Annotated in this window: 13 protein-coding genes; 8 read left to right on the top strand and 5 right to left on the bottom strand. The window is 72.7% G+C overall.

Translation table 11 applies throughout. The features are described 5' to 3' along the window. Nucleotides 1-2: 2 nt before the first annotated feature. The 3 genes from IOD14_RS26845 (at nt 3) to IOD14_RS26835 (ending at nt 3124) form a co-directional block, all read left to right on the top strand. On the top strand, nt 3-791 hold the full coding sequence (locus tag IOD14_RS26845) for a cyclase family protein (protein ID WP_212671758.1): 789 nt from the start codon (nt 3-5) through the stop codon (nt 789-791). Further along, nucleotides 788-2428, top strand: coding sequence for a thiamine pyrophosphate-binding protein (locus tag IOD14_RS26840; RefSeq protein ID WP_212671757.1), 1641 nt, complete (start codon nt 788-790; stop codon nt 2426-2428). The genes IOD14_RS26845 and IOD14_RS26840 overlap by 4 nt, the downstream gene beginning before the upstream one ends. Nucleotides 2429-2503: 75 nt before the next feature. After that, nucleotides 2504-3124, top strand: coding sequence for a DinB family protein (locus IOD14_RS26835; protein ID WP_123987378.1), 621 nt, complete (start codon nt 2504-2506; stop codon nt 3122-3124). A 49-nt stretch (nt 3125-3173) separates the two neighbouring features. Here the strand turns inward: IOD14_RS26835 and IOD14_RS26830 are convergent, their stop codons facing one another. The 5 genes from IOD14_RS26830 to IOD14_RS26810 form a co-directional block, all read right to left on the bottom strand. Further along, entirely contained in the window at nt 3174-4625 is a 1452-nt protein-coding gene (locus tag IOD14_RS26830; RefSeq protein ID WP_212671756.1) for a glyceraldehyde-3-phosphate dehydrogenase, read from the bottom strand. 76 nt (nt 4626-4701) lie between these two features. Then, on the bottom strand, nt 4702-5931 hold the full coding sequence (locus IOD14_RS26825) for a DegT/DnrJ/EryC1/StrS family aminotransferase (RefSeq protein WP_212671755.1): 1230 nt from the start codon (nt 5929-5931) through the stop codon (nt 4702-4704). An 87-nt stretch (nt 5932-6018) separates the two neighbouring features. Beyond that, complete coding sequence (locus IOD14_RS26820; protein WP_123987375.1) at nt 6019-7161, bottom strand: GNAT family N-acetyltransferase; 1143 nt, start codon at nt 7159-7161, stop codon at nt 6019-6021. A 186-nt stretch (nt 7162-7347) separates the two neighbouring features. Next, the gene (locus tag IOD14_RS26815) at nt 7348-7995 is read right to left on the bottom strand and encodes a response regulator transcription factor (protein WP_123987374.1); all 648 of its coding nucleotides are present in this window, start codon (nt 7993-7995) and stop codon (nt 7348-7350) included. Further along, entirely contained in the window at nt 7992-9194 is a 1203-nt protein-coding gene (locus tag IOD14_RS26810) for a sensor histidine kinase (RefSeq protein ID WP_212671754.1), read from the bottom strand. The genes IOD14_RS26815 and IOD14_RS26810 overlap by 4 nt, the downstream gene beginning before the upstream one ends. Nucleotides 9195-9353: 159 nt before the next feature. Between IOD14_RS26810 and IOD14_RS26805 the strand changes: the two genes are divergently transcribed. The 5 genes from IOD14_RS26805 (at nt 9354) to IOD14_RS26785 (ending at nt 14025) form a co-directional block, all read left to right on the top strand. Next, nucleotides 9354-10139: a class I SAM-dependent methyltransferase gene (locus IOD14_RS26805; protein WP_212671753.1), complete on the top strand. Its 786-nt coding sequence runs from the start codon at nt 9354-9356 to the stop codon at nt 10137-10139. A gap of 227 nt (nt 10140-10366) precedes the next feature. Next, nucleotides 10367-10984, top strand: coding sequence for a TOPRIM nucleotidyl transferase/hydrolase domain-containing protein (locus IOD14_RS26800; RefSeq protein WP_212671752.1), 618 nt, complete (start codon nt 10367-10369; stop codon nt 10982-10984). Nucleotides 10985-11207: 223 nt separating this feature from the next. Further along, nucleotides 11208-12320, top strand: a complete 1113-nt coding sequence (locus IOD14_RS26795; RefSeq protein WP_123987370.1) for a Gfo/Idh/MocA family oxidoreductase — start codon at nt 11208-11210, stop codon at nt 12318-12320. Beyond that, on the top strand, nt 12317-13243 hold the full coding sequence (locus IOD14_RS26790) for a PmoA family protein (protein WP_123987369.1): 927 nt from the start codon (nt 12317-12319) through the stop codon (nt 13241-13243). Before IOD14_RS26795 ends, IOD14_RS26790 begins: the two co-directional genes overlap by 4 nt. Continuing rightward, nucleotides 13240-14025 (top strand): cupin, encoded by a 786-nt coding sequence (locus tag IOD14_RS26785; protein WP_249126072.1) that lies wholly within the window; start codon nt 13240-13242, stop codon nt 14023-14025. The genes IOD14_RS26790 and IOD14_RS26785 overlap by 4 nt, the downstream gene beginning before the upstream one ends. The last annotated feature ends 52 nt before the right edge of the window (nt 14026-14077 follow it).

Genomic DNA, 14077 nt, shown 5'->3' with positions numbered 1-14077 from the left:
TCATGCACGAGCAGCCGTCCGTCCTCACCGCACTGGTGTCGGCACTGCGCGAAGGTTCGATCGAGGTCGTCGACCTCACCTCGCCGCTCTCGTCGGCGACCCCGGTGATCCAACTGCCGCCGCAGTTCGGTCAGACGGCGGTCTTCGAGCTGGAGGAGATCAGCCGGTACGACGACCGCGGACCGGCCTGGTACTGGAACAACTTCCGCAGCGGAGAGCACACCGGCACCCACTTCGACGCCCCGAACCACTGGGTGACCGGGAAGGACCTCGCCGACGTGGCCTCCGTGCCGGCGCACCGTCTGATCGCCCCCGCCGCCGTGCTGGACTTCACCGCCGAGACGGCCAAGGACCCCGACTTCCTGGTGGAGGTGGCGCACGTCAAGGCCTGGGAGGAGCACAACGGACCACTTCCGGAGGGCGGTTGGCTGCTCCTGCGCACCGGCTGGGACGCCCGCTCGCACTCCCAGGAGGCCTTCCTGAACGCCGACGAGAACGGCCCGCACACCCCGGGCCTCTCCCCGGAGTGCGCCCGCTGGGTGGCCGAGGAGTCACCCGTGATCGGCCTCGGCGTCGAGACGGTCGGCACGGACGCCGGACGCGGACACTCCTTCGAGCCGGCCTTCCCCTGCCACTCCTGTCTGATGGGCAGCGACAAGTACGGCCTCACCCAGTTGCGGAACCTGGCCGAACTGCCCGCGACCGGCGCGGTCGTGATCGCGGGACCGTTGCCCATCGTCGCGGGCTCCGGCTCGCCCGCGCGCGTGCTGGCGCTGGTGGAGCGGTCGTGAAGGTCGCGGAAGCCGTCGGGCGGGCCCTGCACGCGGCCGGGATCGAGCAGGTCTTCGGGGTCGTCGGATCCGGCAACTTCCACCTGACCAACGCCCTGGTCGCCGCCGGGGCCCGGTTCGTCGCCGCCCGCCACGAGGGCGGCGCCGCGACGATGGCCGACGCCTACGCGCGCGTGCGCGGCACGGTGGCCGCCGTCAGCGTCCACCAGGGGCCCGGCCTCACCAACGCGATGACGGGAATCACCGAGGCCGCCAAGAGCCGGACACCGCTCCTCGTGCTCGCCGCCGAGGTGACCCGGCCGACCTCCAACTTCTACGTCGACCAGGAGGCCCTCGCCCGAGCCGTGGGCGCGGTGCCGATGCGGATCACCTCGGCCGAGGACGCCGTAGGACAGTCCTGTGAGGCGGTGCGGCGCGCCCTGCACGAGCGGTGCACGGTCGTCCTCAACCTCCCCTTGGACGTCCAGGAGTCGGACGTCCCCGACGGTGCCCTCGCGCAGGCGTCGCCACCCCCGCGGCGACCGGCGGTCGTGCCGACCGGATCCGAAGTGGCAGCCCTGGTAAGGGTGTTGGAGCAGGCTCGGCGGCCCGTCTTCGTGGCCGGTCGCGGAGCCCGCTCACCCGCCGCCCGGGACGCCCTCGAAGCACTCGCCGAGCGCTGCGGCGCGCTGCCGGCGACCTCGGCGGTGGCCCGTGGGCTCTTCCACGACAACCCCTGGTCCCTCGACGTGTCCGGAGGCTTCGCCACCCCGGTGGCGGCCGAACTCATCGGCGGCGCCGACGTGATCGTCGGCTGGGGCTGCGCCCTGAACATGTGGACCATGCGGCACGGAACGCTGGTCGGCGCCGACACGAGCGTGGTGCAGGTCGACGACGACCCGTCGGCGCTCGGCGCACACCGGGAGCTGCACCTCGGCGTCACCGGCGATGTCGAACTCACCGCGCGGCAGGCGCTGGAGGCCTTCGGCGGGAGGCGGGAGGGCCTGCGCACCCCCGAGATCGCCGAAGCCCTCGCCACCCGGGGGCGCTGGCGTGACGTGCCCTACGAGGACACGAGCACTCGCGACCGGATCGACCCCGTCACGCTGAGCATCGCGCTCGACGACATCCTGCCCGCCGAGCGGGTCGTCGGCGTCGACTCCGGCAACTTCATGGGCCACCCGAGCATGTTCCTGTCGGTGCCCGACCAGGACGGCTTCTGCTTCACCCAGGCCTACCAGTCGATCGGCCTGGGCCTGGCCACCACGATCGGCGCCGCCCTGGCCCGCCCGGACCGGCTGCCGGTGGCCGCGCTCGGCGACGGCGGCGCGCTGATGGGCGCCGCCGACCTCGACACCGTACGGCGGCTGGGGCTGCCCATGGTGGTCGTCGTGTACAACGACGACGCCTACGGCGCGGAGGTGCACCACTTCGGTCCCGACGGACACCCGCTCGACACGGTCGAGTTCCCGCCGACCGACATCGCGGCCGTGGCCCGCGGCTACGGCTTCGAGGCGGTGACCGTGCGGACCCGGACGGATCTCAAGGCCGTCGAGGACTGGGTCGCCGGGCCGCGGTCGGCGCCCCTGCTGATCGACGCGAAGGTGGTGCGCGACCGCGGGGCGTGGTGGCTGGAGGAGGCGTTCCGGGGCCACTAGGCCCCGGGAAAAGGAGAAGCGAGACCCGGTCTCGCCGTGCCAGCCTGGCGGGTCGGACGACCCAGGGGAGCACCGATGACCGCAGGACCTCGAATCACGCCGCTGCTCGACCAGTTCGACTGGTCCTGCGAGCGCCTGGCCGGTCGCCTCGCCGGGCCGGTCATGGACAGCGGCGACGGCTCGCGGACCCCGGTCGGCCCGATGACCGACGACGAGTACCTGTGGGAGCCGGTGCCGGACTGCTGGTCGGTGCGGCGGCGTTCGGAGGGGCCGGGCGCGCGGGCCACGTTCCTGGCCGGCACCGGCGACTGGGGCCGGGACGCGGCGCCCCACCCGCACCCCGTCCCGCCGCCGTTCACGACCCTCGCGTGGCGCCTGAGCCACCTCAGCGAGATGCTGCTCCTGCGCGCCGACCACACGGCGGGCACCCACGCCCTCACCCGCGACGACTACCGCGTCAGCGGCACCGCCGCCGACGCGATCGCCGCCTTCGACGCGTCCGCACAGGCCTGGCGCACGGCCCTGCGGAACACCGACGACACCGACCTCGACACCGTCGGCCACTGCACCTATCCGCACGGCAGCGACCCGGAGGAACCGTTCCTGGACGTCGTGTGGTGGGTCAACCAGGAAGTCCTGCACCACGGCGCCGAGATCGCCCTGCTGCGCGACCTGTACCGGGAACGCCGGCCCTGACCGGCCGGCCCGGCCGTGGCCGGGCGGCGGGATCAGGCCGGGCGCGGGATCAGACCGCCGCCGGGTACGTCGGGTACTCCACCCCGGTCACGTGCTGCACGACCCGCACCACCTGGCACGAGTAGCCGAACTCGTTGTCGTACCAGAGGTAGAGGATCGCGTTGTCGCCGTCGACCTTGGTGGCGCCTGCGTCGATGATCGAGGCGTGGCGGGAGCCGACGAAGTCCATGGAGACCGCGTCCGGAGCCGTCGTGAAGTCGATCTGGCGCTTGAGCGGGGAGGTCAGGGAGACGTCACGCAGGTACTCCAGGACCTCCTCGCGGGTGGTCTCACGGCCCAGGCGCAGGCTCAGGATCGCGATGGAGACGTCCGGCACCGGCACCCGGATCGAGCTGCCGGTGATGGGGGCCTTGAGGTCGGGCAGCGCCTTGGCGACGGCGGAGGCGGCGCCCGTCTCCGTGATCACCATGTTGAGCGGCGCGGAGCGGCCCCGGCGGTCGGCCTTGTGGTAGTTGTCCAGCAGGTTCTGGTCGTTGGTGAAGGAGTGGACCGTCTCCACGTGGCCGCGCAGCACGCCGTACTCGTCGGCCATCGCCTTCAGGGGCGGCACGATCGCGTTCGTGGTGCAGGACGCGCAGGACAGGATCTGCTCGTCCGGCTTGATGGTGTCGTGGTTGACGCCGTGCACGATGTTGGGGACGTCGCCCTTGCCCGGCGCGGTCAGCACGACCTTGTCGATGCCGGGGCGCAGGTGCTGCGAGAGGCCCTCGCGGTCGCGCCACTTGCCGGTGTTGTCGATGAGGATGGCGTTCTTGATGCCGTACGCCGTGTAGTCGACCTCGGAGGGGTCGTTCGCGTAGATCACCTTGATGGTGTTGCCGTTGGCGACGATCGCGCCCTCGGCCTCGTCGACGGTGATCGTGCCCTGGAACTGGCCGTGGATGGAGTCCCGGCGCAGCAGCGAGGCCCGCTTGACGAGATCCTCGGAGGCCCGCCCGCCGCCGCCCCGGACGACGATCGCGCGCAGCCGCAGTCCGTTGCCGGAGCCCGCCTTCTCGATCAGCAGCCGGGCCACCAGGCGGCCGATGCGGCCGAAGCCGTAGAGGACGACGTCCCGCGGCTCACGGCGGTCGATCTTGTTGCCGCCCGTCGCTCCGGCCACGGCCTCCGCGGTGAACTCGGCCACCGACAGACCGCGGTCGTCGGTCTTGTAGATCTCGGCCAGCCGGCCGATGTCGATCTGCGCGGGGCCGAGGTCCAGCGTGGTGAGGGCCTGGACGAAGGGCAGGGTGTCGGTGACGGAGAGCTCCTCACCGGCGATCTGCCGGGCGAACCGGTGGGTCTTCAGGATGCTGACCACCGACTTGTTCACGAGGGAACGGCTGTGCAGAAGAATCGTTACGTCGCGCTCCCGGTGCAGCCTCCCGATCATCGGGATCATCGATTCCGCGATCTCCTCGCGGTTCTTCCAGTCGGTGAACGAGTCGTCCTTGACAGTCACAGAATTCTCTTTCGAGCTAGGCGGCGCTCATATGCTAACCCCCTGATGTTTTGATCGATCGTCGGGGTGGCGGAGCTCACTGCCCCAGCAGCCGGGGCGGTGTGGCGTCCGGGACCGGCCGCAGCAGCGAGGGGTGCGCGTCGGCCACGCGTTCCTTGGTGAACGCGGCCACGATCCGGCGGGCCAGGAGCGGATCGGCGGGGAGCGTGTGCGCGGCGAACCAGCGGGCGGGGGCCGGGTCGGGGGAGGGCTCGACGAACTCCGCGCCCGCGTAGTCGTCCAGCGGGGGGTCGTAGATGTAGCCGCAGACCACGTCGTGCCGCACCAGCCGCTGAACCAGGGCATCGCGGTCCTCGACGAGGAGCGGCACCCGGAAGAGGGGGAGGGGACCGTCGTGCGCCGTACGGTCGCGCAGGGCCGGTGAGGCCCACGGTGTGCCCGCCAGCAGGGCGACCCCGGCCCGGCGCCGGGTGAGGTCCTCGTCGAGCCGGGCCAGCCGCAGCGCCAGCTGGCCGCAGACCAGCGAGCCGTGCCGGGAGCGGTAGCCGTGCAGATCGACGCGGACCCACCGCTCGTACGCGGTCAGGCTCGGCGCCTCGCGGCCCGAGGCGGCGAGCCGCGGCGCGTGCAGGGCCATCCGGAACGCGTCGCGCTCCATCAGCCCGAGGCGCTCCATCGTCCGCCACACCGGGCGGACCAGGTGGAGCGAGCGGACGGCGGACCGGGCCAGCGGACGCAGGGTCGTGGTCAGGTCCTCGCGCAGCCGGCCGGGGGTCAGCAGATCGTCCCGCAGCAGCTCCAGCTCGCGGCGGGTGCGCGCGTCCTCGACGGCGAGGAAGCCGCCCGCCATCCCCGCCACATGCTTGGACAGGCTGAACGCCGCCGCCTTGCCGAAGGTCCCCACCGGCTGCCCGTCCACATGGCTGCCGATCGCGTGCGCCGCGTCCTCGAACAACGGGATGCCCAACTGTGCGCAACGCCGCTGCAGTTCGAGAACCCGGTCGGGCACGCCGTACAGATTGGTGGTCAGGACCGCGTCCACGTTCCGCCAGGTGGACTCCGGCACCGCGGCCGGGTCGATGTTGCCGTCCCACACGGACACGGGCGCCTGCACGGGGCGCAGACCGGCCGCGAGGACCACGAACAGGATCACGTCGTCGTTCACCGGTGACATGAGCACCCGCGCGCCCGGCCGGCACCAGCGCCTGAGCGCCAGGTACAGGGCCAGTCGGGCCGAGGGCGTGTAGACGCACTCGCGTCCAAGTCGCCGGGTCATCGTCGCGGCCAGCCGCGAGCCGTACGGCATCGGCACCCCTTGTGTCGACGGGCCGGAAAACGGCCAGGGACAAGGGCGCACGGGCGCGCCCCCTGTGGAAACGGGTCGGCGGGCTCGTCAGCTCGCCAGCGGTCCCGCGCTGTCGGAGTCCGAGCGGTGACTGGAGGTGCGCAGCGTGCCGACGGTCTTCAGGAGGCGGTCGGCGGGCTCGCGCAGAGCCGGGTGGGCGTTGACCGTGTTGCGCAGCCCCCGCACCGGCCGGCGCCACAGGCGGTGCGCCGTGGCGACCGGATGGGGGCGGGTGGCGAATCCTTCCGCCACACGCAGCTCACGGGTCTTGAGCCAGTCCTTCCACTCCTTGTCGCCGCGCCCCATGTCCATCAGCCGCGCCCCGCGCCGGCCCGCCGCCTCGGCCATCCGCAGATGCATGATCAGGCCGGGGGAGTAGTAGCGCAGTTCGGGGTCGTACGCGGTGAACCACGGGGCGAAGACCGTGCGGGAGGTCGGCCCGAAGTGGGCTGCCACCGGCCGGTCACCGGCGTACAGCACCGACAGGAGGCCGGTGAAGTGCTCCTCGCGGATCTGGAAGAGGTCCTCCACCAGCTGCACGATCCAGGGCCGCGCGAACCGGTCCATCCGGCCCGTCCTGCGGTACTGGGCGGACTTCCACTGCATCAGCGTGCGCAGCGGCCCCGGGTCGCGCTCGTCGAACACGAACCGCATCTCCCCCAGGTCACGCGTGAGCCGGCGCTCCTTCTTGAGGGTCGTCTTGGCCAGCCCCGGGTACGCCCCGCGCAGCCACTCCGGGTAACTGTCGCTGCCGACCTTCAGATCGATCACCGGGGAGGGGAACGTCCCCGTGACGTACGGGGCGAAGGGCTTCTGCTCCTCGACGAGGTGGTCGAACTCGAACACCGAGAGCCGGCAGGCCTTCAGCAGCGCCCGGGTGTCCCAGGTGACGCCGGGGCGGTGCACGAGGCCCTGGCAGTCGGACAGTCCGAGGCCGATGGCCCGGCCGACGCCGAAGGGACCGCGTTCGTACGGGAGGAAGCCCACGGCCTCGCCGCGCTGGTGCAGGACCGCCACCCGGGCGGCGCCGGCGCGGTGTCTGCCGATCCCGGCCGCGAACTCCGGCGCCAGGAACGGGTTGGCGTAGTCGGGCGACTCGTCCATCGCCCGGTGCCAGGCCGTGCGGAGCGAGGCGGCGAGCTCTTCGGGTCTGTGGATCGTTATGTCCGTGTCACTGCTCTTGGATCGCATGGGCGATCGTTCCCCCCAATTCCCCCCACGACGCGGCGTCCGCGTCCCGCCGATCGAAGTGTCGGCAAGGATCAAACGTCGCCAAACAGTACGCATGCTGTCAAGGGTGTCTGCCGTAACGGAAGAGTGCGGATCGGACGCCCTCGGTTCCCGGCCTCGGATCCCGTCCCCGGTTCCCGCAGCCGGTCACGGCAACAGCCGCCGTTCCTTGGCGACGGCGACCGCGCCCGCCCGGGTCTCGACGCCCAACTTGCCGTAGATCCTTCCCAGATGGGTCTTGACCGTCGCCTCGCTGATGAACAGGGCCCGGGCGATCTCCCGATTGCCGAGGCCACGGGCGAGTTGGGCGAGGATCTCGTGCTCGCGGGCGGACAGGGCGGGGCGCGGGCTGCGCAGCCGGGTCAGCAGCCGGTCGGCCACCGGGGCGGACAGCGTCCCGCGGCCCGACGCCGCGTCACGGATGGCCGAGAACAACTCCTCCGGCTGTTCCGCCTTGAGGAGATAACCGGTGGCGCCCGCCTCGATGGCGCGGGTGATGTCGGCGTCGGTGTCGAACATGGTGAGCACCAGCACGCGCGGGCCCCCGTCGCCTCGGCCGGTCAGCCGCCGGGTGGCCGTCACCCCGTCCATGCCCCCGTCGAGTTGCAGATCCATCAGGACGACGTCGGGGTCGAGGTGGGCCGCCATGGCGAGCGCCTCCTCACCGGTCGCGGCCTCCCCGACCACGTCGATGCCGTCCGCGCTGGAGAGCAGGGCCCGCAGCCCGGCGCGGACGACGGCATGGTCGTCGCAGAGCAGCAGCCGGACGGGGGAGGCCGACGGCACCGTACTCACAGGGCGGGCTCCTTGACGACGAGCGGAACGGCGGCCGACACCACGGTGCCCTCTCCCGGCGTGGACTCCACGGTGAGCGCGCCGCCGGCCTGGCGGGCCCGGATCCGCATGGCGGGCAGGCCGTGCCCCCGCGTCGACCCCTCGGCCCCCGGGGTCCCGGCCCCCTCGAATCCCCGCCCGTTGTCGGCGACGTCCAGCGAGACCTGGTCGTCCAGCCATGTCAGCGTGAGCGCGGCCCGGGTCGCCGCCGCGTGCTCCCGCACGTTGGCCAGGGCGCCCTGGGCGATGCGCAGCAGCGCCGCCGCGACCCGCTCCGGCAGCGGCCCCGGCTCCCCGTCCAGCCGGAACTCCACGGCCAGCCCCGGACCGCTCTCCCGCCGGGCGAGCTCGCCGAGGGCCTCGGCGAGGGACCGCTCCGCGAGGTCGGCGGGCGCCAGGTCGTGCACGAAACGCCGGGCCTCGGCGAGGCTGCGCGAGGTGATCTCCGCCGCCGCCCGGACATGTTCCCGCGCCGCGCCCTGATCGGCCCCCCACACCCGCTCGGCGGCCTGGAGCAGCATCCGCTGGCTGGACAGGCCCTGCGCGAGGGTGTCGTGGATCTCCGCGGACAGCCGCTGCCGCTCCGCCAGCACCCCGGCCCGCCGCTCGGTGGCGGCCAGTTCGTGCCGGGTGCGCACCAGGTCCTCGATCAGCACCCGCTGCCGGGCGCCCTGCCGTTGCAGATGGACGAGTACGGCGGTGGCGACCGCGGCGACGGCCGGCGGGGCCACGACCATGTTCGGGTTGAGCGGTCCGTCGGCCACCCGTATCTCCGAGAGCACGACCAGCGCGGTGAGCACGGCAGCCGCCGGCACCGCGATCCTCGGCGGCAGTGCGTGCAGTCCCGCGAAGAGCAGGGGCATCACGCACCAGGTGGCGCTCGGCGCGAGCACGAGCAGGACGACCCAGACGGCGGTGGCCGAGCCCAGCCACACCAGATGACGCCGGGTGGGCGGCAGCCCCGGGCGCGGCGGCGGCGCCAGCAGGTGTCCGAGGACGTACAGCAGACAGAAGAAGGCGAACAGCGCCACCACCCAGCCGGTGCGCGCCCCGCCCTGGTCGCGGCTCAGGAAGCGGGCGAACGACGAGGCGAGGAGCAGGAAGAACGCGCCGTGCACGACCGCGCCCAGCCAGCGCTCGTCCGGATCGGTGTGGTCCATGCTCCGTGTCTAGCGTGCCGGACGCGGCACCGCATCAACCGATCGGCTGACATGGCCCTCGCCCGAACCTCCCCCGGGCGAGAGCCTGCCGGCCGATCGGGACACCCGGTCGCCGCACCGAGGCTTGGCAGCACACCGACCCCCTCCGAAAGGCCCAGGATGCCCGCCAGGAACCTCACCGCGAACCGTGCCGCCCTCGGCCACCGCGTCGGCTACGCACTGCGCCACCCCGACCGCGTGCCCCGGCACGTGGCCCGCGCCGCCCGCGACCTGTGGCTGCGCCACCGGCACCCGGACCACATCTCCTACTACCGAGCCGTGATGCGCTCCGACACCCGCGCCGACCCGGACGCGGCCGTCGGCAGCCGCAACCGGGAGCGCTGGCTGGCGCTCGGGGCGATGCAGTTCGACTACCTGCTCGGCCACGGTCTGCGTCCCGGGCACCGCATGCTGGAGATCGGCTGCGGCAACCTGCGCGGCGGATGGCGCTTCATCCGCCATCTGGAGCCGGGCCACTACTACGGGATCGACATCTCGCCGGACATCCTCTTCGCCGCGCAGGACACCCTGGTGGCGATGGACCTCCAGAAGCGGCTGCCGACCCTGACCCCGGTCCGCGACCTGACCTTGCACTTCCTGCCGGACGCCCACTTCGACGTCGTCCACGCGCACAGCGTCTTCTCGCACTCGCCGCTGCCGGTGATCGAGGAGTGCCTGGCCCACGTCGGCCGGGTGCTCGCCCCGGGCGGCTGGTTCGACTTCACCTTCGACCGCACCGAGGGCGAGGAACACCACGTGCTCCGGGAGGACTTCTACTACCGCGTCGGAACCCTCGTGGCCCTGGCCGAGAAGCACGGCCTGCGCGCCCGCTTCATGGACGACTGGGAGGAACTCCCGCACGGCCAGTCCAAGATCCGCGTGACGCACCAGGAGACGGTCCGGTGAGTTCGGGGTGCGCGGCGGGGAAGGACACCGAGTCGTGCCAGGGCCGACATGGGGGTTCAGGGACTCGGTCACGGCGACCGTCCAAGGAACGCAGGTGCGGCTCGTGAAGCAGCGCAGGTTCCGCGCGGCCGGCCCGAGATCCGGGTGACGCACCAGGACACGGTCCGATGCGTACGGCGGGCGGAAATTGCCTGGTGCCGGGGCCGGTGAGGGCACAGACTCGTGCCATGGCTGACATGGGGGAGTTCCGGGACGCGGTCACGGCGTGGGCGGCCGGTGGCCCGGGCGAGCCCGCACGCGCACTGGCCGCAGAGCTGTCCGTCCGGACCGTCGTCCTGCTCGAAGGGCCGAGCGACGTGGCGGCGGTGGAGGCGCTGGCCGCGAGCCGGGGCCGGGACCTGGCCGCCGAGGGGCTCTGCGTCCTCGCGATGGGCGGGGCGATGAGCGTGGGCCGCTTCGCCGGACTTCTCGGCCCCTCGGGCCTCGGCCTGCGCCTGACGGGACTCTGCGACGAGCGGGAACGCCCCTTCTACGCCCGCGGCTGGGAGCGGGCCGGCGCGGCACCGGACGGCTACTTCGTCTGCGCTGCGGACCTGGAGGACGAGCTCATCCGCGCGCTCGGTGTGACACGGGTGCGGGAGCTCGTGCGCGAGGAGGGAGACCTGCGGCCCCTGCAGACCTTCCTGTCCCAGCCCGCCCAGCGGGATCGCACCGCCGAGCAGCAGCTGCGCCGCTTCCTCGGCACGAAGAAGGGGCGCAAGATCCACTACGGCCGCGTCCTCGTCGAGGCCCTCGACCCCGACCGTGTGCCCGCCCCGCTCGACGACCTGCTCGCCGTGCTCTGAGCGGGGGCGCCCGCCGGCCTCGCGCGCGGACGGCGGGTGCGGGGCGAGGGCGCCGGAATCGCCCGAGTCGGCCAGGTGGACGAACGGTGTGCGTGGCGTGGTCACCGATATCACCGCCCGGGGTCTTGTTAGGACAATCCCCGGGGATCTAGGGTCTTCCCCGGGGAGCAAGCGCTTTCCCCGCACGTCAGCGTCCCCCTGCCGGACGCCCGAGGAGGACCGTATGCCCCGTCCAGCCCGCCGCCGCGTAGCCGTGGTCGGCACCGGCGCCATCGTCAGCGGCAGCCATCTGTCCGCGCTCAGGGCCCACGCCGAGCGCACGGAACTGGTGGCCGCCGTCGACGTGGACCAGGGCAGACTCGACGCCTTCCGGGAACTCGCGGGCGGTGAGGTCGCCGGGTACACCTCGGTCGACGCGATGCTGGACGCCGTACGCCCCGATCTGGTGCTCATCGGCACCCCGCCGTCGCTGCACCGGGAGCAGACGGTGGCCGCCCTCAAGGCCGGTGCCTGGGTGCTGTGCGAGAAGCCGCTGACGCTGTCCCTCGCCGAGTACGACGACATCGCGGCGGCCGAGGAGGCCTCCGGTGCCTACGCAAGCGTCGTCTTCCAGCACCGCTACGGCTCCGGCGCCGTCCACGCGCGCGAACTCCTCACGAGCGGCGAGCTCGGCGCTCCCCGGGTCGCGCACTGCCAGACCACCTGGTACCGGGACGCCGCCTACTACGCCGTACCCTGGCGCGGGACCTGGGCCAGTGAGGGCGGCGGGCCGACCATGGGCCACGGCATCCACCAGTACGACCTCCTCCTGCACCTGCTCGGCCCCTGGGCGGAGATCCGCGCCATGGCGGCCCGGCTGGTCCACGACACCGAGAGCGAGGACGTCTCCACGGCCCTCGTCCGGTTCGAGAACGGCGCCCTCGCCACCGTCGTCAACAGCGTGCTCTCACCCGACGAGGTGAGCCGCATCCGCATCGACTGCGCCGACGCGACCGTCGAACTCACCCACCTCTACGGCCATCGCAACGTCGACTGGACCTACACCCCCGCCCCCCACGTGGCCGCCGACCGCGCCGACGCCTGGCGCAGCCCCGCCACCGACGTGCCCAGCTCCCACGCGGCCCAGCTCGGCGCGCTCCTCGACGCGTACGACAACGGTGTCAGGCCGCCCGGCAGCGGTGCGGACGCGCGTGCCACCCTCGAGTTCGCCGCCGCGCTCTACAAGTCGGCGTTCACGGGCCGGCCCGTGCACGCGGGCGACATCGCCCCCGGCGACCCGTTCTACCCGGCCATGCACGGCGACCACCCCCACTGGGCCCCCAAGGAGCGCGCATGAGCATCCGCGTCAGCCACGTCCACGGCGAGCACATCGCCGTCGAGGCGGCGAACGGCACGGAGATCCTCCGCTACGTCTACCGCCCCGACCCCGACGCCTTCGAGGCCAAGAAGCCCTACGCCCACCCGGTGCGCACCCTCGGCGGCCGCACGGTGACCGGCTACCGGCCCAACGACCACCGCTGGCACAAGGGCCTGCAGATGACGGCGAGTCATCTGTCGGGGCAGAACTTCTGGGGCGGCAACTGCTACGTCCACGGGCAGGGGTATCTGCCCCTGCCCGAGCGCGTCGGCTCGATGCGGCACGACGGCTTCCCGCAGCTGACGGTCGAGGACGACCGCCTCACCTTCACCGAGGAGCTCACCTGGGTGGAGAACGGCGGCACCGAATGGGCGCGCGAGGTCCGCGGCATCACCGTCCACTCGGTCGACGAGGAAGCCGGCTCCTGGGCCCTGGACTGGTCGATCCGCCTCACCAACACCCGCGACGAGCCCCTCGCCTTCGGTTCCCCCACCACCGCGGGCCGTGAGATGGCCGGCTACACCGGACTCCAGTGGCGCGGCCCCCGTGACTTCACCGGCGGCGCGGTCTTCGCCCCGGACACCGACGGCGACGCGGACAAACTGATGGGCAGCCAGAGCCCCTGGCTCGCCTTCACCACCGAGCACGACGACGTGGACGCCCACTCCACACTCGTCTTCGCGCACGCCCCCGAGAACCTCGACGCGCGGTCCGCGATCCACGAGTCGCACTGGTTCGTGCGCTCCGAGCCCTTCCCGACGGTCGCGTTCTCCTGGGCGTTCTTCGAGGAGTTCGAGCTGCCGCCGGGGGAGTCCTTCGAGTACCGCTACCGGCTGGTGGTCGCCGACGGCGCCTGGGATTCCGAACGGGTGGGTGAGCACCTGAAGGGGCTGCCGTGGTGAGCGGCGGACCCGGGCAGGTCGAGCCGGACCCGGTCCAGCCGCTGCTGCCGCACCCGCTGCCCGGCGCCGTCGGCCTCTCGCACCTGAGCGCCTACGACTGGGAGGCCGCCGACGGCGTCTGCGGCGGCAGCCCGCATCTGCACCTGGTGTGCACCGAGGCCTACGTCGTCACCGGCGGCCGGGGTGCCGTCCAGACCCTGAGCCCCGACGGCTACCGCGAGATCCCCCTGGAGCCCGGCTCGATCGCCTGGTTCACGCCGGGCACCGTGCACCGCATGGTCCAGGGCGGTGACCTGCGCATCACGGTGCTGATGCAGAACAGCGGCCTGCCCGAGGCCGGGGACGCCGTCTTCACCTTCCCGCCGGAGGTGCTCGCCGACCCCGAGCGGTACGCGGCGGCGGCCCGGCTCCCGTCCGGCACGGGACCGGAGACGGCCACCGCCGCCCGACGCCGCAGGGACCTCGCCGTCGAGGGCTACCTCGCGCTGCGCGAAGCCCTGACCGACGGCGACAACGTTCCGTACCTGGAGTTCCAGCGCGCCGCCGCCCGCCTGGTGCGGGACAAGGTGCCGCACTGGCGCGAACTGTGGCGGGCCGGAGCACTGGCCACCGCCGAGCGCACCGGCACCCAGCTCGACGCCCTCGCCACCGGAGAGCCGGCGTATCTCAAGGAGGCGACGGCGCACGAGGCCGCCCCGACCCGCCTCGGCGGCTTCGGGATGTGCGGCAGACGCGACGAGTACAACCTTCCGGGGACGACACTGCCGTACCGCGGCGAGTAACACGGTTCGTCCCGGGGGGAGTTCCGAGGGGGGCCGTAGAAAGTCCGAGGAA

The sequence above is a fragment of the Streptomyces sp. A2-16 genome (assembly GCF_018128905.1).
Taxonomy (GTDB): domain Bacteria; phylum Actinomycetota; class Actinomycetes; order Streptomycetales; family Streptomycetaceae; genus Streptomyces.
This window is presented reverse-complemented; position numbering and strand designations above follow the sequence as displayed.